The organism is Agrobacterium genomosp. 13 str. CFBP 6927 (genome assembly GCA_900012615.1).
Lineage (GTDB): Bacteria > Pseudomonadota > Alphaproteobacteria > Rhizobiales > Rhizobiaceae > Agrobacterium.
In genome coordinates, this window is the sequence record LT009756.1 from 168,727 (window position 1) to 188,811 (window position 20,085).

The window sequence follows — 20,085 nt, forward strand, 5'->3', positions numbered from 1 at the left end:
CTCGGTTCAGGAGCGGCCACCAGATTAAGCTAAATAGCTCTTACTTTGCCGCTTCGGTCGCAGCAGTCGTCATCTTCGTTCCGATGCTGGTGAAGAGCGCATTCAGGCGGGTGCCAACGGTTGTGGCGCCGCCAATGATGGCAACGGAAAGCAGGGCGGCGATCAGGCCATATTCAATTGCCGTGGCGCCAGATTCGTCCTTGAGGAAACGAGCAAAAATCTTGGTCATGAGTATCTCCTAACTCTTGTTTGGTTCAGCACGCCGACAACTGTTTTCCGTTGTTCGGTTGGGTTCAAACTACAGCCGAGCAATTTCCAAGCACTTAAAAAAAACGATTAATCCAAAGTAAACGTCGGGATGAGTTTCTTTTGGTAAATAAAGATAAAAAGTATTTCCTGTATTTTTATATTTCCTGAGAAACAAATATATGCCGCGACAAGTTGTTTTCCATTTCGGGAAAAGCGCTCTCTCAATGAGACATATGTGTTCAGTTTTGACGCGGGATGGACGGGGTCGGAAATGACTTCAATTACACATGGTTACCGCCCGTATCTCACATTTCCACCATTTAACGCTTCATTCACTAAAACCCCGCATTCTATGTGGCATCAGAGTGCGGGTAGTGAGCAGGGGCCAAACGCGTGTCATCCGGAAAACTGGCGAAAATTGTGGTCGGCGTGTCCGTCATTCTGGCAGGGGCGCTGCAACCCGTTTTTGCTCAGGAAGATATATTGCGTGTGTCGATGAATCACGCCCGTGTCCTTCGCCTTGATCGTCCCGTGAGCAAGGTTATCGTCGGCAACTCGAAGGTCGCCGATGCAACCGTTGCCGACGCCACCACGATCGTTCTTACCGGCCGTAGTTTCGGCACGACAAATCTCGTTCTTCTCGATGCGGAAGGCAATCCGATCGTGGATGAACGCATTCTCGTTTCCATCGATGAGGGCAACACGGTTCGCGTATTTCGCCAGACCGAGCGGACAGTGCTTTCCTGTACGCCCAATTGTGAGCAGCACTCGCAAAACAGTGGCGACAAAGACGCCCAGCCGTAACGGGTCTCGAACTGCCTCTAAAAGCTGAACTGGTCGCAGTCCCCAATCAGGGGATGGCAGGCATCGTGTCAAAAATAGCGGAGGTCTGGCGCTCGCTATGTGCAGCATTTTTTGCAGGGAAAATTGGTGCTGATCGTCAGCAAAACGAAAAACCGCAACATGTTCTCCGGCGTTTCGCAGGAGGACTATATGTTGCAGTTTTTTCGTTTAAGTATTTGATCTGGCTAAGATCAAAAATGGAATGGTGCCCAGAAGAGGACTCGAACCTCCACACCCTTTCGAGTACCAGCACCTGAAGCTGGCGCGTCTACCAATTCCGCCATCTGGGCGACGGAGAGCGATGTACGAGGGCAGCCGCCCGGTGTCAACAGACTTTTTGAACTTTTATGACGATCATTGATTTTAAAGGGAAAAAACTTGGTTGCGGGCTGTTGAAACATTTTGCCGCGTCAATTGTCGAGCCCTTCATGCTTCGTCCGGTCGACGTGACCGAGGTCGCGCTCCGGGTCGATGACATCGCGGATTCTCTGTTTGAGTTCTTTTGCGCCGGGAAAACCACCATCGCGTTTGCGCTCCCATATGGTTTCGCCGTCGACAGCGATCTCGAACTGGCCACCCGTTGAAGGAATAAGGCTGACTTCGCCGACATCGGAAGCGAAGGTCTGTAAAATTTCCTGGGCCATCCAGCCTGCACGAAGCAGCCAGTTGCATTGTGTGCAGTAGCGAATGCTGATTCGGGGTTTGGTCTCGGTCATCATCATGTCTCCTTCAACGCCCGGTCACGATAATGTCAACTATAATACTCATGTTTTTACCGGGCGCACGCTTGTTCTTATCATGCTGCTTTGCAAACAGATAAGCCATCGAAGGCTGAAACGTGGAGATCCTATGGCCCAGTTCGATAATAATCGTGAGCGTCTTTTCGTTCCGGCGGTCGCACCGCTCTATAACTCGACACATGACCTGGTGGAGACCATCCTGCGTGTCACGGCCGGGCTTCTGCTTGTCACCCATGGCTTCGGCAAGATCGTCAATCCTTTCGGGGCGGTCGGTATGGTGGAGAGCCTTGGTTTTTATCCCGGCATATTCTGGTCGCCGCTCTTGGCCGCCACGGAATTTTTCGGTGGCATTCTGGTGGCTATCGGTCTGTTCACGCGGCCGGCGTCATTTGCAGCCATGATCGTCCTTTTGGTAACTGTCTATTTCCACGGCATCGTAAAGGCGGAAGGCCTGGGCGGTGCGGAAAAGTCGATTCTCTGGGCGGCGATCTTCCTGTTCTTTGCCGTTCGCGGTGGTAACCGGCATTCCGCCGATGCGAGACTGTCACGGGAGTTCTGAGGCGGATCAGGCCGGGCTTATTGTCCCGTTGACGATATAGCGCCACTTGAAAAACCGGTTTTCTCATGGTGAAGGTGGGTTCACTCGGTTATTTGCGCCGATTGAACCCACTTTTGTCGAAAGAGGCCCCATGCGCGTTGCAATTATCGAAAACATGGCGGGCACGCCGCATGGCCAACTCGGTGTCGCTCTGCAAGAGGTAAAGGCAGATGTGCATGTCATCCACGCCTATGCGGGTGAGCCTCTTCCTGCCGGTGCGCATGATCATGATGCACTTATCGTTCTGGGCGGCGAGCAGAACGCCCTTGATGATACACTTTACCCCTATCTTCCGGAACTTGCGCTTCTGATGAAAGCCTTTGGCGATGCGAACAAGGCCGTGATGGGCGTCTGCCTTGGCAGCCAGTTGCTGGCGCGCGCCTATGGGGGAGAGAATATTCTGGCCGGGCCGCCCGAATTCGGCTGGGAAGACGTATCGCTCACGGAGGAGGGCATGTCCGATCCTCTATTGGCAGGGCTCAAAAAGACATTCTCCATTTTCCAGTGGCATTGCGATACATTCACCCTTCCGCCCGAGGCGACACGGCTTGCCACCAATGATGCGACGCGAAATCAGGCCTTTCGTATCGGCCGGGCCGCCTATGGCACGCAATTTCATTTCGAGGCATCGACCTCCGTGGTCGATGGATGGTGCCAGTCATTCCCGGCTTCCATCGAGAAAATGGCGCCCGGCTGGCTTGAAAATTACCGTGACCATCAGGGCCAGCGCGCAGAGGTGGCCGACGCGGCCGGTCTGGAAATTGCCCGTGCCTGGGTGGGCCTCATCTGACGGAGCAATTATCGGTTGCGAAAAGAACGGAGGCCGCTCAGAATTGCCGCCGTCCATCATCATTCGCAAACGGGGCGTAACGTCATGTATAAATTCGAAATCTATCAGGACAAGGCCGGGGAATATCGCTTTCGCTTCAAGGCATCCAACGGGGAAACGATGTTTTCATCCGAAGGATACAAGGCGAAGGCATCGGCCATTCACGCAATTGAGTCGATCAAGAAAAATTCTCCCGGCGCCAATACCGTCGATCTGACGACCATGACCGCCTGAACAGACCCGTTTCGTGAGACCTCGCTGCTTTCGGCCTGCCAGAATTGACGGGCGCATTGGCAGGTGCCGGCGTAAAGATAAGATTCAGTCTTTTTTGATAATCTTCCGTTAGCAATTGTATTTCGAGGTCTCCGGGCGGCGTCAGAGTGCCCCCGATTGTTTTGCGTACGGGTTCTCATGCGTTCATCGGCTGTGCCAGCACTTCTCTTCGGTTGCCTTCTGCTTGGTGGCTGTACGTCCAGTTCCGGGCCGGAAAGCCTGATGGCCGGTTTGCCCTCGAAGGAAACGACGAGTTCGGTCACTCCGTCCGCGCCGGTGCCGCAGGCGAGCGTCGGCACCCAGGCCATCGCCGCCCAGCCAAGGCAGGAAGTCCTGGCATGGGGTGGACCGGTGCCTGAAGAGCCAAGAGCCTTTTCCGCTGTCACACCCAAAGCACCCCTGTCGCAGAGTGCACCTGAAATCCGTTTGCCTGCCCCGTCCCAGGCCGGAATGGTGCGGCCGGCGGAGCGCCCCACGATCAACCAGATGGAGCGCCCGGTACAATTGGCCATGGCTGCAGCCCCGGCGGCCGGCGCTGGCGCCCAGATTCGCTCGCGCATCTTCCGCTCCAGCTTCAGCGATGCAAAACCCATCAATTTCGGCAGGGTCCAGCCGCGCCATTTCCAGGTCCATGGGGTGGATGTATCCCGCTGGCAGGCCAATATAAATTGGCCGCAACTGCGCACGCGCGGCGCCAATTTCGCATTCATCAAGGCGACGGATGGCGGCGATCATCTCGATCCGATGTTCCGCACCAACTGGCAGCGTTCAAAGGAAGCCGGCATCCGCCGTGGCGCCTATCACTTCTTCTATTGGTGCCGTTCTGCCAGCGAGCAGGCGGACTGGTTCATTCGCAATGTTCCGCGCGATCCCGATGCGCTGCCGCCTGTCATCGACGTGGAATATAACGGCGAATCGAGCTGCAAGATGCGCCATTCCCGCGAACGCGTTCTGGAAAAGATGCGCGTATTCATGGACAAGCTGGAGCGCCACTACGGGCAGCGGCCGATCATCTACACGGCCCCTGATTTCTATAAGGACAATCTGACCGGCGAGTTCCAGGATTATCCCTTCTGGCTTCGTGCCGTGGCGCAGCACCCGTCCGTTGTTTATCCGGGCCGCAAGTGGCTGTTCTGGCAATATTCCGGCTCCGGCCTGTCGCACGGCGTCGATGGCCGCATCGACCTCAACGTCTTCAACGGCAGCGAGGATGCCTGGCATCGCTGGGTGGACCGTCGCTCGAGCTGAGGACGACGGACGTCAGCGTGCGAATTTTCTGGCGCCTGCAACGCACAGCACCACCACAATCGTGATGCCGACCATTGCCGGGCTGACCTCCTCGTGCAGCAGGGTTGCCGCAAGCACCAGCCCGAAGAACGGCTGCAGCAATTGCAATTGGCCCACGGCGGCGATGCCGCCCAGCGCCAGCCCGCGATACCAGAAGATAAAGCCGATCAGCATGCTGAACAGCGAGACATAGGCAAGGCCGCCCCAGGCCTGCGGATCGATGCCGGCAAGGGTTTCCGGCCCTGTGAAAAAGCTGAGTGGCAGCATTACGGGCAGGGATAGAACCAGCGCCCAGGAGATAACCTGCCAGCCACCCAGTTTGCGGGAAAGGGCTGCACCTTCGGCGTAACCAAGCCCGCAGACGATAATTGCGCCCAGCATCAGAAGATCGCCGGCAAGAGAGCCCCCAATCCCGGCGGCAAGCGAATTCCACAATGAATAACCCGCCACGAGGGCGCTGCCCAAGCAGGAGAACAACCAGAAGACAGGGCGAGGTCGCTCGCCGCCGCGCAGCACGGCAAAAATCGCGGTTGCGAGCGGCAACAATCCGACGAAGACGATGGAGTGCGCCGATGTCACATGCCGCAGCGCCAATGCAGTCAAAAGCGGAAAACCCACCACCACGCCGAAGGACACGATGAAAAGCGATGTCAGATCATCGCGCACCGGGCGTTTTTGCTTGAACAGAAGAAGCAAAGCGAGCGCCAGAAGTCCGGCAATAGAGGCGCGGGCGACGGTCAGGAACACCGGGTCAAAACCCGTTACCGCGACGCGTGTGGCGGGCAGGGAGCCGCTGAATATCACCACCCCGATAAGGCCGCTCAGCCAGCCGCTTGTCGTCTTGTCCATGATTATCTCCTGTATCTCTTGCCTTCTTGATCCGGAACGGCTGGTGACAACAGCGACAATCATGTACAATTTCAAGAAACTGTTATGGTGGTCCAGGCGGTACGGCTGGAGGGAATTGTGGACGGGCAGGTTGTTGCGGGCACGCGCATAGAAAAGGTGATGGCAAGTGTGCGGCAACGCATCGCCTCGCGCAGCCTCGTCCCGGGGGGCAGATTGCCGTCTGTCAGGGCGCTGGCAAAGGCCATGCAGCTCTCCACCTCCACCGTTGTCGAGGCCTATGACCGACTTGTGGCGGATGGCACCATAAGCTCTCGCCCGGGCTCCGGTTTTTTTGTGGCAGGTCCGCTTGCGCCCCTGTCTCTGGCCGATATCGAACCGCAGCTGGACAGGGCCGTGGATCCGCTATGGGTGTCGCGGCAGGCGCTGGACGAGGGGGCGGCTCTTGCCAAGCCCGGTTGCGGCTGGCTTCCCGCATCATGGATGCCGCAAGAGGCGCTGAGGCGGGCGATGAGAGGGCTTGCCCGGGCAGATGCCGTGTTGCTGACGGACTATGCGAGCCCGATGGGGCTGTTACCCCTGCGCCAGCTTTTATCGCGCAGGCTTGCCGAACATGGCGTGCAGGCGGGCGTCAGCCAGATCATGCTCACCGATTCCGGCACGCAGGCGATCGATCTTCTGTGCCGTTTCCTGCTGCAGCCGGGAGATACGGTGATTGTCGACGATCCCTGTTATTTCAATTTCCACGCCCTTTTGCGGGCGCATCGGGTGAAGATCGTCGGGGTGCCCTATACACCGACGGGGCCGGATTTGCCGCTTTTCGAGCAGGCGCTGAAAGAACACGCGCCGCGTCTTTATATTACCAATTCGGCTATCCATAATCCGACAGGCGCCAGACTTTCCGCGGTTTCCGCCCATCGCCTGCTGATGCTGGCCGAACAGGCGGGGTTGACCATCATTGAAGACGATATTTTTGCCGATTTCGAAACGCAGGCGGCACCAAGGCTCGCCGCTTTCGATGGTCTGAACCGTGTGGTTCAGATCGGCAGTTTTTCGAAAACGCTGTCCGCATCCGTCCGGTGCGGTTTCATCGCGGCGCCTGTGGCATGGGTGGACGCCTTGACCGATCTCAAGATTGCCACCGCTTTTGGTGGGGCGCATTTTTCGGCGGCGCTGGTCCTGTCGCTTTTGATGGATGGCAGTTATCGCAAGCATGTCGAGGCTCTCAGGCGGCGTCTTGCCGCGGCGGTGCCGGAGGTATCGGCGCGTTTGAAGTCGATTGGATGCGTGCCCTGGATCGAGCCGCAGGCGGGCATGTTTTTGTGGTGCCGCCTGCCGGAAGGCGTCGATGCCGCCGATGTGGCGCGCCGGGCGCTTGCGCAGCAGGTGGTGCTGGCCCCCGGTAATGTTTTCAGCTCCTCGCAGAACGCATCCGGTTTCATGCGTTTCAACGTGTCGCAAATGGCCGATCCGCAGATTCTGGCAACATTGGCGCAAGCTCTTCGATAAGGGCGAACAGTGCCGTTTCCAGGCATGTTGCCACAAATCGGAACAAAATCCCGTGAACGCCGTTTTCTCCTCAGAATGAAGAGGAGGAATACCATGACATTCGATCCCAACAACCCGCGCCCGGACCGTGATCTTCGTCCGGAAGTGAATATCAGCAATGACCCGCGTGTCCGCACGTCTCCGTCCTGGATGCCGTGGTTGGCGATTATCGTTGTTGTTCTGGTCGGCGTCTTCGCCTGGTCGCAGATGAGTGGCCCAACAACGGATCCGGCAACGACATCCTCAACCACGCCGCCCGCAGTAACGGATCAGGCGCCGGCCCCCATGACCCCGACGACCCCGGCAACGCCGCCTGCCAACAACACGGCACCGGCCAGCCCGAACACCGGCGGTACGCAGACCCAGCCGTAACGGCTTTAATGATCTGATAAAACCGCCTGCCTATCGGCAGGCGGTTTTCGTTGCGATAAGGCTCAAAGCTGCTCCATGGCGGAGGGGTGATTGGAAAGCCTGGACCAGCGGGCGATCGATTCTTCGGCGAGCGCTGAAAGCGCAATACTTCCAAACCGGGAGAGAAGAATTGTCTCCGCCTCCCTCATGGCATCGAAAAGCGCTGCATTGACGGCCTGCTCAATGACACAGTTCGGATTGTCGCCGGCCAGACCGATTGAGAAGAGTTCGGGAGTGCCAAGTGCCCGATAGATATCGAGCAGCGTGATTTCGCTGAGCGGCCGCGCCAGCACCCAGCCGCCGCCATGACCCTTTTCCGAGGACACGTAACCGTGCTCGCGCAGGCCCGCCATGGTTCTGCGCACCACCACCGGATTGGTCTGAAGCATGGCGGCGATGCTCTCGGAGGTCGCGGCGCCCTCATGTTTTTCCATATGGATCAGAATATGCAGCACCCGTGAAAGACGCGTGTCGTGTCTCATTGCTGAAGCCCGCCTGTTTTGCACGACGCTACCAGTTTTAGAATGACGTAACAATATAAGTTGCATGACTATTGACTCCAAAAATCACGTAACAATATAAGTATCGTGAAATCGAGCGAGCGCTTCCGGCTCGGCTTTGAAACGATAGGTGCATCATGAAATACGACGTCATCATCATTGGCGGCAGCTATGCCGGCCTCTCCGCCGCCTTGCAGCTTGGCCGCGCCAGAAAAAACATCCTGGTGGTGGATGCAGGCGAGCGAAGAAACCGCTTCGCCAGCCATTCCCACGGGTTTCTCGGACAGGATGGCAAGGCTCCGGGAGAAATCATCGCCGAGGCGCGCCATCAGATCGAGCGCTATCCGACGATAGATTGGTTACAGGGCAGGGTGACGAATGCCGCAGGGGTCTTTGACGATTTCGTCGTTGAGATCGATGGCGACCGTCGCGAGAGGGCGGCCCGCCTCATCCTTGCCATGGGCGTTACCGACAAATTGCCTGATATAGTTGGGCTGAAAGAGCGCTGGGGCAGCACTGTCTTCCACTGCCCCTATTGCCATGGGTACGAACTGAACCAGGGCAAGATCGGCGTCATCGCGGCCTCGCCGCTCGCGATACACCATGCGCTGATGCTGCCGGACTGGGGTGAGACGACCTTTTTTACCAATGGCGTCTTCGCGCCCGATGCCGAACAGGATGCACTGTTGTCGGCGCGGGGCGTGCGAGTGGAAAAGGACCGCATCAAGGAAATCGCAGGACATGCCGATGTCGTTCTCGCAGACGGACGCAGCATCGGATTGGCCGGCCTTTTCACTCAACCGAGCTTGAAAATTCCCGCCGGCTGGATCGAAAAGCTCGGCTGCAGGGTGGAAGAGGGGCCGATGGGATCGAGCATCGTGACGGACGCTATGAAACAGACCACGGCCCGCGGCGTCTTCGCCTGCGGCGATGTGGCAAGGCCCGCCGGCTCGGTCGCCCTTTCTGTAGGCGACGGCGCTATGGCAGGGACTGCGGCTCACAGGTCGATCATGTTCCCGGAGATATGAAGTAAAGGGAATTTATAAAACTGGTGGCCTCTTAAAGGCCACCAGTACCGGCAAAAAGATCAATCAGCCCTTCGGCGGATACGGGTCATTTCCATAGGAGTTACGCTCGCGAATACGACCGTTTTCTCCATGGATAAGCATTTCCGTTGCCTGATTTTGTGCGATTCCGCGGGCAATATCGATTGCTTCACGTTGGGTTTCCACCACCCTCGTTGCCCGTTCTGCGCCGGCACCTTTTACGGCCCAGCCATCGGGATGAGGAACAACGTGCTGATTGCGTTTATTCGTCATGTTCAGAACCTTTCGTCACGCGGAACGCCGGGAGAGGGCCGCTTCACGGCTGCCGACATATTTCCGCTCTTTAAGGACATCATTAACGCGGCCCGGATTGACATCGAAACTCGCTGCAATCCGGTTCTGGAATTCACCCTTCCAGTGGCGAAGCCAAATCTGGATGGCGTCATCAAAAGTGAGCGTGTAGCTCGGCATATTGTCGTTGGTCATTATATTCTCCTGACTACGACGGAATGCCCTCTTGAAACGGAGACCGGAAAATGCGATTCTGAAAGTGTTAAGTGCTTCAGATATCGGCATTCCCAGTTATTCCGTCCAACGGATTTGGGCTTGTCCGCTGACACCATGGGTCACATTTCAGGTCGGGTACCAGCCTTCCTGCTTTGTGGCCCTTTTTGTTACTGCCAACCGCGACGGTGCTCGTTGGTGCGGTCAGCTAGTGCAATTCTTTCCATGTGATTCTCCTTTGCAACAATACTTGATCGGTACTTCCGTGGAGTCAATCCATTTACGGCGATAAATGCGTGATTTTTAAAAATTCAGACAAAAAAATCATGAGATTAATTTGTCTGTGTCAATCTTTAATATACTGATAGACGTAAATTGTTCATAAAAAAATGATATTATACAATGTGTTATGATGTTTATGTCTGTCTGTTTTTGGATTTCTGTAGTCATCATTGTTGTCTGAGTCAGCTTTCGTCCCAATGGATGGCGAGTCACTAGAGCCGTTGACGCGTTTGAGTGGCTCTGTAATAATAAGATAAATAGGAGTCGGAAGATGACTGGTCAAAAATCTAAAGACGCGTTGCTTGGTTTTCTCGACTATCTCGCTCGCAAGGGACTCATGAACAAGACAACAGCCTCCTCAAGAAAGGCGGCCGTTAACAATGTTCTGGGGATTCTGGACAGCGAGGAGGCGAAAGATGTGTCCATGATTGATCTGGACGATGTGATGCGTCGTTTTCAGAACCTAAATGGAATGAAATATACCGGCGACAGCTTGGCCACCTATAAGAGTAGGGTGAGGTCTGCTATCGATGATTTTCTTAGTTATGTTGAAAATCCGATGGCATTTAGGCCAAGCACAGGCAACGGTAGAAAAGCACGTGAGAATTCACGACCAGCCAATAGAGCGCAAAAAGAAAATACTACGCCGCTTGCTTCTTCACCGACACTAAACACTCAAACACCGCCGCCGGTTGCCACGTTGATTTTGCCGATACCCGTTCGCGCTGATTTGACGGTTTATGTGCAGGGTATACCTCACGATTTAACTCAATCAGAGGCGTCAAGGATAGCGAACGTGATACGTGCTATGGCAATTCTTGATTAGTGTTAGCGGCGGATTTTCCGGTTACTTCTAGTAGGTGCAGGTTAAACTAGCGTAGCGCGCTGCCTGCTGTCGCGCCACGCTTTTGTAGCATTCAGATGCATCACTCGTCGTTCATCTTCAGCGCAGCGATGAAGGCTTCCTGCGGAATTTCCACCTTGCCGAACTGGCGCATGCGCTTCTTGCCTTCCTTCTGCTTGTCCAGAAGCTTGCGTTTGCGCGTCGCGTCGCCGCCATAGCACTTCGCCGTCACGTCCTTGCGCAGCGCGCGTACGGTTTCGCGGGCGATGACCTTGCCGCCGATGGCCGCCTGGATCGGGATCTGGAACATGTGCGGCGGAATGAGTTCCTTCAGCTTTTCGCACATGCCGCGTCCGCGCCGGTCAGCCGCCGAGCGGTGCACCAGCATCGACAGCGCATCCACCGGATCGCCGTTGACGAGGATCGACATCTTGACGAGATCGCCTTCGCGATAGTCGATGATGTTGTAGTCGAACGAGGCGTAACCCTTGGAGATGGATTTCAGCCGGTCGTAGAAATCGAACACCACTTCGTTGAGCGGCAGTTCATAGGTGATCATCGCGCGGTTGCCGACATAGGTCAGCTCCGTCTGCAGGCCGCGCCGGTCCTGACAGAGTTTCAGGATGCCGCCGAGATATTCGTCGGGCGTCAGGATCGTCGCCTTGATCCACGGCTCGCGGATTTCCTTGATCTTCACAACGTCAGGCATATCGGCCGGGTTGTGCAGTTCCTTCTCCGTGCCATCCGTCAGTGTCATTTCATAGACAACCGAAGGCGCCGTGGCGACGAGATCGAGATTGAACTCGCGCTCAAGGCGTTCCTGAATGATCTCGAGATGCAGCAGGCCGAGGAAGCCGCAGCGGAAACCGAAGCCGAGGGCGGCGGAGGATTCCATTTCGAAGGAGAAGGAGGCGTCGTTGAGACGAAGCTTGCCCACCGCCGCGCGCAAATCTTCGAAGTCGGCCGCGTCGACCGGGAAGAGGCCGCAGAACACCACGGGCTGCGCCGGCTTGAAGCCGGGCAGGGCCTGCGCCGTCGGGCGCTTGTCGTCGGTGATGGTGTCGCCAACACGCGTATCGGCGACTTCCTTGATCGAGGCGGTGATGAAACCGATCTCGCCGGGGCCGAGGCTGTCGACATTGACCATCTTCGGCGTCAGCACGCCAACACGCTCGATGCCGTATTTCGCGCCGGAGCCCATCATGCGGATCTGCTGGCCCTTGCTCAGCACACCGTCGATGACGCGCACGAGAACCATGACGCCGAGATAGGTGTCGTACCAGCTGTCGACCAGCAGCGCCTTCAGCGGTCCGTTTTCGCCAACCTCGCTTGTCGGCGGCGGCAGGCGGTTGACGATGGCTTCCAGAACATCGGGAATGCCAAGACCGGTCTTGGCCGAAATCATCACGGCGTCAGACGCATCGATGCCGATCACTTCTTCGATCTGCTCCTTGATGCGGTCGGGCTCGGCCGCCGGCAGGTCGATCTTGTTGAGTACGGTGACCAGCTCGTGATCATTGTCGATCGCCTGATAGACGTTGGCGAGCGTCTGGGCTTCCACGCCCTGCGATGCGTCCACCACCAGCAGCGAACCTTCACAGGCCGAAAGCGAGCGGGACACTTCATAGGCGAAGTCGACGTGGCCGGGGGTGTCGATGAGGTTCAGCACATAGGTCTCGCCGTTATTCGCCTTGTAATGCAGGCGTACGGTCTGGGCCTTGATGGTGATGCCGCGTTCGCGCTCGATATCCATCGAATCGAGAACCTGTTCCGACATGTCGCGTTCGGCAAGGCCGCCCGTCGACTGGATCAACCGGTCGGCCAGCGTCGATTTGCCATGATCGATGTGGGCAACGATCGAGAAGTTGCGGATATGGTCCAGGGGCGTGCGGGTCGAATTTGTGCTCATGTCCCGCGCTATAGCAGGGGCTTGTCACACCGCAAAGCGGGAATTTGGTTAAAAGCCCTTTAAAATGGGCTTTTCAGATCGCAAATTGCTCCGGCCAGTCGCGGCGGGTGGCCACCTGTCCTTCGGTGCGGAGCCTTGCGACAGCGGCAAGATCGATATCGGCAATCAGAAGCGTGCTCTGTGTCACCGCATCGCTTTCGCTTTCCGCGACGATACCGGATGCGGGCATGCCGTAGTCGGACGGCACGTAAAGGGCGGCGCGGCCACGATTCTCATCGACGGCGGGAGACCATGGGGCTTCCCCCGCCGTGGGGGCGGAAAGAACGGCATATTGATTTTCCAGCGCCCGTGCCTGCGCGCCGATCCGCACCCTGTAAGCGCCCGCCAGCGTGTCGGTGCAGCTGGGGGCGAGAACGAGTTCGACGCCGAGTTCCGCCAGCCTGCGGCCCAGCATCGGAAACTCGTTGTCGTAACAGATGAGGATGCCGAGCCTGCCGATTGGCGTCTCGAAGGCTTTCAGGCCCTCGATGCCGGCATGAATGTTCCATTGCTCCCGCTCGAAACGGGTCATGATCTGCTTGTCCTGATAACCGATCAGCCCATCCGGGCCGAACAGCCATGCGCGGTTGCGGAACTTGCCGTCGGGGTCCTTCACCGGCGCGCTGCCCGGCTGGAAGAGGATTTGATGTTGCCGCGCCAGCTCCTCGCAAAGCTCCACCCAGGAGGGGATCAGTCGTTGAAGTTCTTCTATGGAACGATGCAGATCGGCTCGGATATCGGGCGGCAATTGTCCTGTCAGCGTCATCGCCGAATATTCCGGCAAAAGCAGCAGCTCGGCACCCTTTTCTTTCGCTTCTCGGACAATGGCGGAAAGATGTGCGGCGTAAGCCTCCCATGTCTCGATCAGTTCGATGGCATATTGGCTGGCGGCAACTCGGGTCATCTGTTTCCGTCTCCTGCAGCGATGTTCTTCATCCAGAAGGACAGGGGTTTCGGGCTCTCGGCGCTCTCGTCGAGGTCCTGCCATGTGAAGCTGGTGCGCAGTTCAGGGTGATGGCGATAGCCGCGCTTTTCCCAGAAGGCGTTCAGCGGAACGTAGTCCGCCGGCCGGCGTGGATGGTCTGCGGGCCGCTCCACCGCGCAGAAAGTGCACCGCTCGAAGCCGAGCCGTCTTGCATGCGCCTCTCGCTCCTCAAAGAAGCGCACGCCGACGCCAAGGCCGCGATAGCCGGGCAGCAGCACGCTTTCACCGAAGTAGAATATCCGGTCCGGATCGTAACCCGCTTTGACGAAGGGCGTCTTTACCTCTTCGGTCTCTGCCGCCATCGGCATGCCAGTCGACATGCCGACCACTTTGCCGTGATCGAGCGCCAGCACGAAAACCGCGCCGTCCGTATCGGCATAGGTCGCGAGATAGTTGCGCTCATAGTCCAGCGAGCCATCATAGAGATAGGGAAAGGCGCGAAATACTTCGATCCGCAGCCGCGCCAGGTCATCGAAATAGGGGGCGGCGTCGATGCCGGAAAGAGACTTGATTTCGACGGTCATGGGCATTTTCACTTTCGGTTGCACTGGTTATACCGTCATGGAAAACCCGCGCAAGCATTGAACGGAGAAGACGATGACCGCCACAGAGACCATCCGCGCTTACTACGATGCCTTCAACCGTCAGGACATGGATGCCTTTCTGGCGCTTCTTCACGATGAGGTGGTGCACGACATCAATCAGGGCGAGCGCCAGACCGGCAAGGCCGCCTTCGCCTCCTTCATGGACCACATGAACCGCTGCTATAAGGAAAATCTCACCGACATGGTCATCATGGCGAGCGACGACGGCAAGCGTGCTTCCGCGGAATTCATCGTGAACGGCGAATATCTCGCAACCGATGAAGGTTTGCCCGAAGCCGATGGCCAGAAATACGTCCTGCCAGCCGGTGCCTTCTTTGATCTCAAGGACGGGAAAGTTAGTCGAGTAACGAACTACTATAATCTGAACGACTGGATTGCCCAGGTTGGCGCCTGAGACACCCATTTTGCTGCCAAGCAACCGGCGGCAAACACGATGATCAATTTCCACTATCATGGATATTGACTCCATCATATGAGAGTGCAATTCTCATATGATGGAAAACGAAGATCATATTCTTGAACGCTCTATCGGCGAGCGGATCAAAACATTGCGGGCTGAAAACGGCCTGACGCTGGACCGGCTTGCGTCCGAATCCGGCGTCAGCCGCGCCATGATTTCCCGGATCGAGCGCGGCGAGGCGAGCCCCACGGCCTCGCTGCTGGCCCGTATCTGCGCAGCCCTTGGCCTGTCGCTCTCCGGTTTCTTCGCCGAAAACGAAGAGGCTGTTTCCCCGCTCATGAAAAAGCGTGATCAGCAGCTCTGGAAAGATCCGGAGACCGGTTATGTCCGCCGCACCATTTCCCCACCGCGCGTGGGATCCGATGTCGACATCGTTGAAGTCGAATTTCCGCCCGGCGCGCGCGTGGGTTTCCCACCGCATGCGGCGAGCCGGGGGATGACGCAATATGTCTGGCTTTTCGAAGGTGTGCTGGAAATGACGAGCGGCGGAGACGTTCACCGGCTGGAGCCCGGCGATTGCCTTTTCATGCCGGTTGGCGAGGGGCATGTTTTCCACAATCCTACCGAAAAACCCGCCCGTTATGCCGTCGTGCTGGATCAAAGACAGCGCTGATTTCCCCGACAGGAGTTAATATGACCACCATCCGTGTATTGAACGGACAAGAGACCATCGATGTCTTGCCCGAACTCTGTGAGGTTCTGGCTGCCTGCGTGAACGGCGGCGCCTCCGTCGGCTTCATGTTGCCCTTTTCGCCGCAGGATGCGCAGCCTTTCTGGCAGGCCGTTGCAGAAGCGGCAGGCGAGGGCAGCACCATTCACGTGGTGGTGGAGGTGGATGGCAGGGTGGTGGGCACCGTGCAGGTCGGCCTTGCCTCCAAACCCAACCAGCCGCATCGCGGCGATCTTATGAAGCTCCTCGTTCATCCGTCCGCGAGAGGCCTCGGGCTTGCCCGCAAACTCATGCAAAAGGTGGAAGAGGAGGCGGCAAAACGTGGTCGTACCCTTTTGGTGCTGGATACGGCCACGGGCAGCGATGCCGAGGCGATTTATCCTCGTCTCGGCTGGGAGCGGGTCGGCGTCATCCCCGATTACGCCCTGTTTCCGGATGGACGCTTTTGCGGCACGACCCTGTTTTACAAGCGGATCGGCTAGGCCTCTCAGTCTGCCGCCTTACTGACCCGGCTTAAGCGTGCGGTTGAAGGCGGCAGCGATCATCGTCTCCAATTGCGCGTGAATATCCGCACGGTCCCGTGGTCCGGCCGGTTCGCAGATCGGATCGCGCTCGCCGACGGATTTGAGAAAGGCGTCGGCATCCGGTTTGCATAGCGGCAGGAAGCTGAAATGATTGGCCTCGTCCACCTGCTGATATGTTGCGCCGGGCACTTCGTCCGCGAGTTTATCCGCAAGCACGGCGGGCGGAATTTTGCCCTTGCTGCCCAGATTGATGAAGGTCAGCGGAATATCGATCTGCTTCAGGCTATCAGGCTGAAAGGCGAGGGCCAGACCGGGATCGACCAGCACTGCGGAACGGATGCGGGGATCGCGGTTCTGCTGCTCGAAACGGGCCTTGTCGAGGGTCCCGAGATCGAGCTTCGGCACGTCGACCGCCTCGCCATTGAGATAACCCCGGCCACCGGCGAACCATTGGCAATCCATCATCGTGGAATAGTCTTTGCAATAGCGCGCATAGGCATCGAGATCGGCGCGCGCACCCGAAATCTCCATCGCCGTGCTGCCGCCGAGCGAAAAGCCGAGCACGCCGATCCTCTGCGCGTCGATCGCACTCGACCATTTGCCCTTTGCCGTTAGAACAGTGACAATCGTGGAGAGATCGTCCGTTCGCTCCCAGATTTTCGGTGTATCGGCGGGTGTGGAATCGCCGCTGGTGGTGCCGGGGTGGTTGGCTCCGGCGACAATGAAACCTTCGCTCGCAAGTTTCGCAGCGATCCATGCCATACCGGACACTCGTGAACCCGAGCCGTGGGACAGAAGCACAAGCGGCAGGCGCCCCGGTTTCACGGCGCCATCCTTGACCATTGGCGTGCCCTGAAAAATCCGGTCATCGCCGGAAAGCGTCTGCGTGCCCTTTCCGTCGGATGGATACCAAACCGTGACGGCAAGGTCCTTGCCGCGTGCTGGCGAATGGATGGTGGTTTCGCTGACGCCGACAGCCTCGCCTGCAAGAACAGGCTGGGTGACGAGAGCGGAAAACAGGATGGTCGTGATGGTGGTGACAGGGCGCATGAAAACCTCGTGCAGTTGGAAAGAACGGGGTTCAATCTGCGCCGCCACATATTTTTTGCGTCCTTGATCGTGTTAAAGGTCGTCCCGAAACGCGATCTGGTCCATGAATTGGCGATGTAGGCCGTTGTTCCGGGGATATTCATTCGTGCTGTTCATTCCGCTACCTTTCGTCGTGGCGCTTCTGCTGGTTGTCATGTTCATCGTTTTCTTGCGAGGAGGAGACGATGTGCGAACCAATCGGGCCTTTCTGACGCTGATCGCGCTTTGTGCCGTGCAATCCGTCCTTGTCGGCCTGCGCTGGGGGTATGGCGTCAGCGAAACGCGTTATGTTTTGCCGGTCCTCGCCGCCTGCCTGCCGCCGCTCGTCTACATCGCTTTTCGTGGGCTGATGAGAGTGGCGGCCGAGAGCAGGATAGCGATGCTCGCCAACCTCGTCCTGTCGCCTTTGCTCATCGTCGTCATGGAATTCACCTTGCCGATGGCGATTGATCTTGCGCTGATCGTCATCTTCGTCGGCCACGCCATTGCCCTGCTTCTTCTTGGCAGAAAGGGCCCGGATGGGCTGGACGAGGCGCAATTTGCCAGCGTCACCTCGGCGCACCGGGCGCTTATTATCGCTGCCATCGCTCTTTGTGTTTCTGCCCTTTTCGATCTTCTGGTGTTTTTCGATTTCGAATGGGCGCATGGGCAGAATGTTGCAGCGCTGGTCAGCAACGCCAATCTTTTCGGCCTGCTGCTGATTGGCCTCATGGCCGCGCTGGCCGGCAGGAGCAAGGCGCCGCAAACAGCCATAGAACCTGTCGCGGAATTGTCAGCGTCGGCGGAGCCATCGGAACAGGATTGGGATATCGTTGCAAGGGTTGATCGGCTGATGGAAACGCAGGCGCTTTACCGTGATGAGAACCTCAACCTGTCGCGGCTTGCAAGACGCCTCGGCCTGCCGAGCCGGCAGATATCAGGCGCGATCAACCGCTCGCTCGGCGTCAATGTCTCGCAATATGTCAACCAGTTGCGCATCCGCGAAGCCTGCCGGTTGCTGGAAGAGACAGAGCAATCGGTGACGACGATCATGCTGTCCTCCGGCTTCCAGACCAAGTCCAACTTCAACCGCGAATTTCGCCGCGTCACCGGTATGAGCCCGGTCGACTGGCGGGAGCGTGAAGTGTGGAAGCTGGTCTCGCCAAACAAAACGGCCACCCGGCAGATGCCGGATGACCGTTTGAAGATCGTCGGGAAATGATGGGGATCAGAGCGTGCCGTTGCGCTGCTGGATCATCATGTAGGTGTCATAGGTATATTCGGCGATCTGCGCCCAGAGATAAGCGTCCTTCTTGAAGGCCTGCTGGCTCTCGTAGATCTTCTTGAAGCTTTCGTTCTTGGCCGAAATCTCCGCATAGGTGTCCTGCGCCGCCTTGTGGCACACATCGAGGATTTCCTGGCTGAAGGGGCGCAGGATAGCGCCCTGCGCCACGAGTTCCTTCAGCGCCTTCGGATTGCGCGCATCGTAACGCTCCAGCATGCTGGCGCTGCCGGCGGCGCAGGCGTCTTTCAGGATGCGCTTGTAGTTCTCGGGCAGCTCATTGAACTTCTGCAGGTTCACGAAGGCATGCACGGCCGGGCCGCCTTCCCACCATGCCGGGTAATAGTAATATTTCGCGACCTTGTAGAAGCCGAGCTTCTGGTCGTCATAGGGACCGACGAATTCGGTGGCGTCGATCGTGCCCTTTTCCAGAGCCGCATAGACATCGCCGCCGGCGATCTGCTGCGGTGTCACGCCAACCTTCTGCATCACCTGGCCGGTCAGGCCGGCGATACGCATCTTCAGGCCCTTGAGGTCATCGATGGTGTTGATTTCCTTGCGGAACCAGCCGCCCATCTGGGCACCGGTATTGCCGAGGAGGATCGAGTAGATATTGTGCTGGGCGAGGAATTCATTCAGCAACTCGTTGCCACCGGCCTGATTGAACCAGGCATTGGTCTGGCGTGCATTGAGGCCGAAGGGAACCGAGGTTCCGAGCGCGAAGGTCGGATCCTTGCCAACGTAATAATAGGCGCAGGTATGCGCCATTTCGACGGTCCCGGCCGTCACCGCATCTGCCGCCTGAAGCGCCGGCACGATTTCGCCGCCGGCGAAATGCTGAATGACAAAGTTTCCGCCAGAGGCTTCCTTGACATGATCGGCAACCATCTGGCCCGCGCCGAAAAGAATGTCGAGGCCCTTGGTGAAGGACGATGTCATGCGCCAGGTGATCTTGGGGTTTTCCTGCGCAATAGCCGGAGCGGCCAGTGCCGTTGCGGTAGCACCGGCGCCAAGAGCGCCTGCCTTGCGGATAAATGATCTGCGATCCATGTCGATAAGCCCTGCTATGTCTGCATATTATAGGCGAACCGCACGGTACGCCTCCCGCTGGCTACTAAACATTTATCCTTGTTACCATCAAGGGGAATGTTTCAAACTTGCGCGCTCTTCTGCCACGCTAGCCGATTGTTGCTTTGGCACCCTATCACGCCCTTCTTGTGACCATGCCTCAGATGTGTTTATGGCTGCGCGCGATTTAATGCGGGGTCATCCAGCGCGGGGTTGTAAAATAACGAAAGCGTCAGGCTTCCGGCGATGCGTTCGGCCGTTCCCATGAACCAGTCATGGGCCTGTCTGCTTGGTGCGATATCGTCGAGCGTGGTCGAAAATAGCGCGAGCCATTGGGGGAAAAGTTCGGCAGTCATGCCTTTTACGCCCAGATGGGCCTGCACAGGCTTGCCGCCGTAGCCGCCATTCTTGAAGGCGACCGCCGACCAGAACTGTTTCATCCTGGCCATGTGTTCCGGCCAGCGTCCGGCAAGCCGCGCGTCAAAGACTGGCCCGAGCGTCGGGTGTTGCAGAACGCGAGCGTAGAATGTCTCCACCAGCAGATCGACGAAACCAGCATCGACGCCGATCTCTGCCATGGCTTTTTCCGCCCTGTGCTGAATTTCCGCGCTGTGGGCGGCTCTGGCCGTAACGTCATTCTGCATGGTGTTTCCTTTTTTGCGAATTTACCCCGCT

General features: G+C 57.6%; 25 protein-coding genes and 1 tRNA gene. 13 read left to right on the top strand and 13 right to left on the bottom strand.

Annotation, left to right across the window (positions count from 1 at the left end):
* Positions 1-40 precede the first annotated feature (40 nt).
* Positions 41-229: a Flp family type IVb pilin gene (locus AGR13A_RS00805; protein ID WP_035219443.1), complete on the bottom strand. Its 189-nt coding sequence runs from the start codon at positions 227-229 to the stop codon at positions 41-43.
* A gap of 413 nt (positions 230-642) precedes the next feature.
* Here AGR13A_RS00805 and AGR13A_RS00810 point away from each other — a divergent pair, with 413 nt between their 5' ends.
* The gene (locus AGR13A_RS00810) at positions 643-1,053 is read left to right on the top strand and encodes a pilus assembly protein N-terminal domain-containing protein (RefSeq protein WP_167377365.1); all 411 of its coding nucleotides are present in this window, start codon (positions 643-645) and stop codon (positions 1,051-1,053) included.
* Positions 1,054-1,295: 242 nt separating this feature from the next.
* On the opposite strand, the gene AGR13A_RS00815 is transcribed toward AGR13A_RS00810, so the two are convergent.
* Both AGR13A_RS00815 and AGR13A_RS00820 read right to left on the bottom strand, forming a co-directional pair.
* Positions 1,296-1,382, bottom strand: a tRNA-Leu gene (locus AGR13A_RS00815).
* A 120-nt stretch (positions 1,383-1,502) separates the two neighbouring features.
* On the bottom strand, positions 1,503-1,808 hold the full coding sequence (locus AGR13A_RS00820; protein ID WP_080836405.1) for a SelT/SelW/SelH family protein: 306 nt from the start codon (positions 1,806-1,808) through the stop codon (positions 1,503-1,505).
* A 133-nt stretch (positions 1,809-1,941) separates the two neighbouring features.
* On the opposite strand from AGR13A_RS00820, the gene AGR13A_RS00825 reads away from it, so the two are divergent.
* The 4 genes from AGR13A_RS00825 (at position 1,942) to AGR13A_RS00840 (ending at position 4,780) form a co-directional block, all read left to right on the top strand.
* Entirely contained in the window at positions 1,942-2,391 is a 450-nt protein-coding gene (locus AGR13A_RS00825; protein ID WP_035219419.1) for a DoxX family protein, read from the top strand.
* A 130-nt stretch (positions 2,392-2,521) separates the two neighbouring features.
* Positions 2,522-3,220, top strand: a complete 699-nt coding sequence (locus AGR13A_RS00830) for a type 1 glutamine amidotransferase (RefSeq protein WP_167377366.1) — start codon at positions 2,522-2,524, stop codon at positions 3,218-3,220.
* Between the two features lie 84 nt (positions 3,221-3,304).
* Complete coding sequence (locus AGR13A_RS00835; protein WP_035219412.1) at positions 3,305-3,493, top strand: YegP family protein; 189 nt, start codon at positions 3,305-3,307, stop codon at positions 3,491-3,493.
* A 177-nt stretch (positions 3,494-3,670) separates the two neighbouring features.
* The gene (locus tag AGR13A_RS00840) at positions 3,671-4,780 is read left to right on the top strand and encodes a glycoside hydrolase family 25 protein (RefSeq protein WP_080833133.1); all 1,110 of its coding nucleotides are present in this window, start codon (positions 3,671-3,673) and stop codon (positions 4,778-4,780) included.
* Between the two features lie 12 nt (positions 4,781-4,792).
* On the opposite strand, the gene AGR13A_RS00845 is transcribed toward AGR13A_RS00840, so the two are convergent.
* Entirely contained in the window at positions 4,793-5,668 is an 876-nt protein-coding gene (locus AGR13A_RS00845) for a DMT family transporter (protein ID WP_080833135.1), read from the bottom strand.
* Positions 5,669-5,785: 117 nt separating this feature from the next.
* Between AGR13A_RS00845 and AGR13A_RS00850 the strand changes: the two genes are divergently transcribed.
* Together AGR13A_RS00850 and AGR13A_RS00855 are read left to right on the top strand one after the other, a co-directional pair.
* Positions 5,786-7,174 carry an aminotransferase-like domain-containing protein gene (locus AGR13A_RS00850; RefSeq protein ID WP_167377367.1) on the top strand — a complete coding sequence of 463 codons (1,389 nt, stop codon included), beginning with the start codon at positions 5,786-5,788 and terminating at the stop codon, positions 7,172-7,174.
* A 93-nt stretch (positions 7,175-7,267) separates the two neighbouring features.
* Complete coding sequence (locus AGR13A_RS00855; protein ID WP_035219405.1) at positions 7,268-7,585, top strand: hypothetical protein; 318 nt, start codon at positions 7,268-7,270, stop codon at positions 7,583-7,585.
* Positions 7,586-7,647: 62 nt separating this feature from the next.
* Here AGR13A_RS00855 and AGR13A_RS00860 read toward each other — a convergent pair whose 3' ends face one another.
* Positions 7,648-8,106, bottom strand: coding sequence for an Rrf2 family transcriptional regulator (locus AGR13A_RS00860; protein ID WP_080833139.1), 459 nt, complete (start codon positions 8,104-8,106; stop codon positions 7,648-7,650).
* Between the two features lie 155 nt (positions 8,107-8,261).
* On the opposite strand from AGR13A_RS00860, the gene AGR13A_RS00865 reads away from it, so the two are divergent.
* Positions 8,262-9,152 (top strand): NAD(P)/FAD-dependent oxidoreductase, encoded by an 891-nt coding sequence (locus AGR13A_RS00865; protein ID WP_080833141.1) that lies wholly within the window; start codon positions 8,262-8,264, stop codon positions 9,150-9,152.
* 63 nt (positions 9,153-9,215) lie between these two features.
* On the opposite strand, the gene AGR13A_RS00870 is transcribed toward AGR13A_RS00865, so the two are convergent.
* Both AGR13A_RS00870 and AGR13A_RS00875 read right to left on the bottom strand, forming a co-directional pair.
* Entirely contained in the window at positions 9,216-9,443 is a 228-nt protein-coding gene (locus tag AGR13A_RS00870; protein ID WP_080833143.1) for a DUF2188 domain-containing protein, read from the bottom strand.
* 15 nt (positions 9,444-9,458) lie between these two features.
* A complete protein-coding gene (locus AGR13A_RS00875; RefSeq protein WP_080833145.1) occupies positions 9,459-9,656 on the bottom strand; it encodes a hypothetical protein in 198 nt (65 codons plus the stop codon).
* Positions 9,657-10,227: 571 nt separating this feature from the next.
* Here AGR13A_RS00875 and AGR13A_RS00880 point away from each other — a divergent pair.
* Positions 10,228-10,782 carry a hypothetical protein gene (locus AGR13A_RS00880; RefSeq protein ID WP_080833147.1) on the top strand — a complete coding sequence of 185 codons (555 nt, stop codon included), beginning with the start codon at positions 10,228-10,230 and terminating at the stop codon, positions 10,780-10,782.
* Positions 10,783-10,882: 100 nt separating this feature from the next.
* Here the strand turns inward: AGR13A_RS00880 and lepA are convergent, their stop codons facing one another.
* The 3 genes from lepA to AGR13A_RS00895 form a co-directional block, all read right to left on the bottom strand.
* On the bottom strand, positions 10,883-12,721 hold the full coding sequence (gene lepA, locus AGR13A_RS00885; protein WP_167377505.1) for a translation elongation factor 4: 1,839 nt from the start codon (positions 12,719-12,721) through the stop codon (positions 10,883-10,885).
* A 61-nt stretch (positions 12,722-12,782) separates the two neighbouring features.
* The gene (locus AGR13A_RS00890; protein ID WP_080833152.1) at positions 12,783-13,652 is read right to left on the bottom strand and encodes a carbon-nitrogen hydrolase family protein; all 870 of its coding nucleotides are present in this window, start codon (positions 13,650-13,652) and stop codon (positions 12,783-12,785) included.
* On the bottom strand, positions 13,649-14,257 hold the full coding sequence (locus tag AGR13A_RS00895) for a GNAT family N-acetyltransferase (protein ID WP_167377368.1): 609 nt from the start codon (positions 14,255-14,257) through the stop codon (positions 13,649-13,651). Before AGR13A_RS00895 ends, AGR13A_RS00890 begins: the two co-directional genes overlap by 4 nt.
* Before the next feature lie 73 nt (positions 14,258-14,330).
* Here AGR13A_RS00895 and AGR13A_RS00900 point away from each other — a divergent pair, with 73 nt between their 5' ends.
* The 3 genes from AGR13A_RS00900 to AGR13A_RS00910 all read left to right on the top strand — a co-directional run bounded on the left by AGR13A_RS00900 (position 14,331) and on the right by AGR13A_RS00910 (position 15,950).
* Positions 14,331-14,732, top strand: a complete 402-nt coding sequence (locus AGR13A_RS00900) for a ketosteroid isomerase-related protein (RefSeq protein ID WP_035219388.1) — start codon at positions 14,331-14,333, stop codon at positions 14,730-14,732.
* A gap of 97 nt (positions 14,733-14,829) precedes the next feature.
* Positions 14,830-15,411, top strand: coding sequence for a helix-turn-helix domain-containing protein (locus AGR13A_RS00905; protein ID WP_080833156.1), 582 nt, complete (start codon positions 14,830-14,832; stop codon positions 15,409-15,411).
* Positions 15,412-15,431: 20 nt separating this feature from the next.
* Complete coding sequence (locus AGR13A_RS00910) at positions 15,432-15,950, top strand: GNAT family N-acetyltransferase (protein ID WP_080833158.1); 519 nt, start codon at positions 15,432-15,434, stop codon at positions 15,948-15,950.
* An 18-nt stretch (positions 15,951-15,968) separates the two neighbouring features.
* On the opposite strand, the gene AGR13A_RS00915 is transcribed toward AGR13A_RS00910, so the two are convergent.
* Positions 15,969-17,042 carry an alpha/beta hydrolase family protein gene (locus AGR13A_RS00915; RefSeq protein ID WP_080836408.1) on the bottom strand — a complete coding sequence of 358 codons (1,074 nt, stop codon included), beginning with the start codon at positions 17,040-17,042 and terminating at the stop codon, positions 15,969-15,971.
* 145 nt (positions 17,043-17,187) lie between these two features.
* On the opposite strand from AGR13A_RS00915, the gene AGR13A_RS00920 reads away from it, so the two are divergent.
* Entirely contained in the window at positions 17,188-18,282 is a 1,095-nt protein-coding gene (locus tag AGR13A_RS00920; protein ID WP_167377369.1) for a helix-turn-helix domain-containing protein, read from the top strand.
* Between the two features lie 6 nt (positions 18,283-18,288).
* On the opposite strand, the gene AGR13A_RS00925 is transcribed toward AGR13A_RS00920, so the two are convergent.
* The gene (locus AGR13A_RS00925) at positions 18,289-19,392 is read right to left on the bottom strand and encodes a TRAP transporter substrate-binding protein (protein WP_080833164.1); all 1,104 of its coding nucleotides are present in this window, start codon (positions 19,390-19,392) and stop codon (positions 18,289-18,291) included.
* 188 nt (positions 19,393-19,580) lie between these two features.
* Positions 19,581-20,054 carry a group III truncated hemoglobin gene (locus tag AGR13A_RS00930; RefSeq protein ID WP_139785998.1) on the bottom strand — a complete coding sequence of 158 codons (474 nt, stop codon included), beginning with the start codon at positions 20,052-20,054 and terminating at the stop codon, positions 19,581-19,583.
* Positions 20,055-20,085 lie beyond the last annotated feature (31 nt).

What these genes read in the sequence shown, in the direction of transcription:
- AGR13A_RS00805 (WP_035219443.1), bottom strand. Translation starts at nt 229, where the DNA reads ATGACCAAGATTTTTGCTCGTTTCCTCAAGGACGAATCTGGCGCCACG.
- AGR13A_RS00820 (WP_080836405.1), bottom strand. Translation starts at nt 1,808, where the DNA reads ATGACCGAGACCAAACCCCGAATCAGCATTCGCTACTGCACACAATGC.
- AGR13A_RS00825 (WP_035219419.1), top strand. Translation starts at nt 1,942, where the DNA reads ATGGCCCAGTTCGATAATAATCGTGAGCGTCTTTTCGTTCCGGCGGTC.
- AGR13A_RS00830 (WP_167377366.1), top strand. Translation starts at nt 2,522, where the DNA reads ATGCGCGTTGCAATTATCGAAAACATGGCGGGCACGCCGCATGGCCAA.
- AGR13A_RS00835 (WP_035219412.1), top strand. Translation starts at nt 3,305, where the DNA reads ATGTATAAATTCGAAATCTATCAGGACAAGGCCGGGGAATATCGCTTT.
- AGR13A_RS00840 (WP_080833133.1), top strand. Translation starts at nt 3,671, where the DNA reads ATGCGTTCATCGGCTGTGCCAGCACTTCTCTTCGGTTGCCTTCTGCTT.
- AGR13A_RS00845 (WP_080833135.1), bottom strand. Translation starts at nt 5,668, where the DNA reads ATGGACAAGACGACAAGCGGCTGGCTGAGCGGCCTTATCGGGGTGGTG.
- AGR13A_RS00855 (WP_035219405.1), top strand. Translation starts at nt 7,268, where the DNA reads ATGACATTCGATCCCAACAACCCGCGCCCGGACCGTGATCTTCGTCCG.
- AGR13A_RS00860 (WP_080833139.1), bottom strand. Translation starts at nt 8,106, where the DNA reads ATGAGACACGACACGCGTCTTTCACGGGTGCTGCATATTCTGATCCAT.
- AGR13A_RS00865 (WP_080833141.1), top strand. Translation starts at nt 8,262, where the DNA reads ATGAAATACGACGTCATCATCATTGGCGGCAGCTATGCCGGCCTCTCC.
- AGR13A_RS00870 (WP_080833143.1), bottom strand. Translation starts at nt 9,443, where the DNA reads ATGACGAATAAACGCAATCAGCACGTTGTTCCTCATCCCGATGGCTGG.
- AGR13A_RS00875 (WP_080833145.1), bottom strand. Translation starts at nt 9,656, where the DNA reads ATGACCAACGACAATATGCCGAGCTACACGCTCACTTTTGATGACGCC.
- AGR13A_RS00880 (WP_080833147.1), top strand. Translation starts at nt 10,228, where the DNA reads ATGACTGGTCAAAAATCTAAAGACGCGTTGCTTGGTTTTCTCGACTAT.
- AGR13A_RS00890 (WP_080833152.1), bottom strand. Translation starts at nt 13,652, where the DNA reads ATGACCCGAGTTGCCGCCAGCCAATATGCCATCGAACTGATCGAGACA.
- AGR13A_RS00895 (WP_167377368.1), bottom strand. Translation starts at nt 14,257, where the DNA reads ATGACCGTCGAAATCAAGTCTCTTTCCGGCATCGACGCCGCCCCCTAT.
- AGR13A_RS00900 (WP_035219388.1), top strand. Translation starts at nt 14,331, where the DNA reads ATGACCGCCACAGAGACCATCCGCGCTTACTACGATGCCTTCAACCGT.
- AGR13A_RS00905 (WP_080833156.1), top strand. Translation starts at nt 14,830, where the DNA reads ATGATGGAAAACGAAGATCATATTCTTGAACGCTCTATCGGCGAGCGG.
- AGR13A_RS00910 (WP_080833158.1), top strand. Translation starts at nt 15,432, where the DNA reads ATGACCACCATCCGTGTATTGAACGGACAAGAGACCATCGATGTCTTG.
- AGR13A_RS00915 (WP_080836408.1), bottom strand. Translation starts at nt 17,042, where the DNA reads ATGCGCCCTGTCACCACCATCACGACCATCCTGTTTTCCGCTCTCGTC.
- AGR13A_RS00925 (WP_080833164.1), bottom strand. Translation starts at nt 19,392, where the DNA reads ATGGATCGCAGATCATTTATCCGCAAGGCAGGCGCTCTTGGCGCCGGT.
- AGR13A_RS00930 (WP_139785998.1), bottom strand. Translation starts at nt 20,054, where the DNA reads ATGCAGAATGACGTTACGGCCAGAGCCGCCCACAGCGCGGAAATTCAG.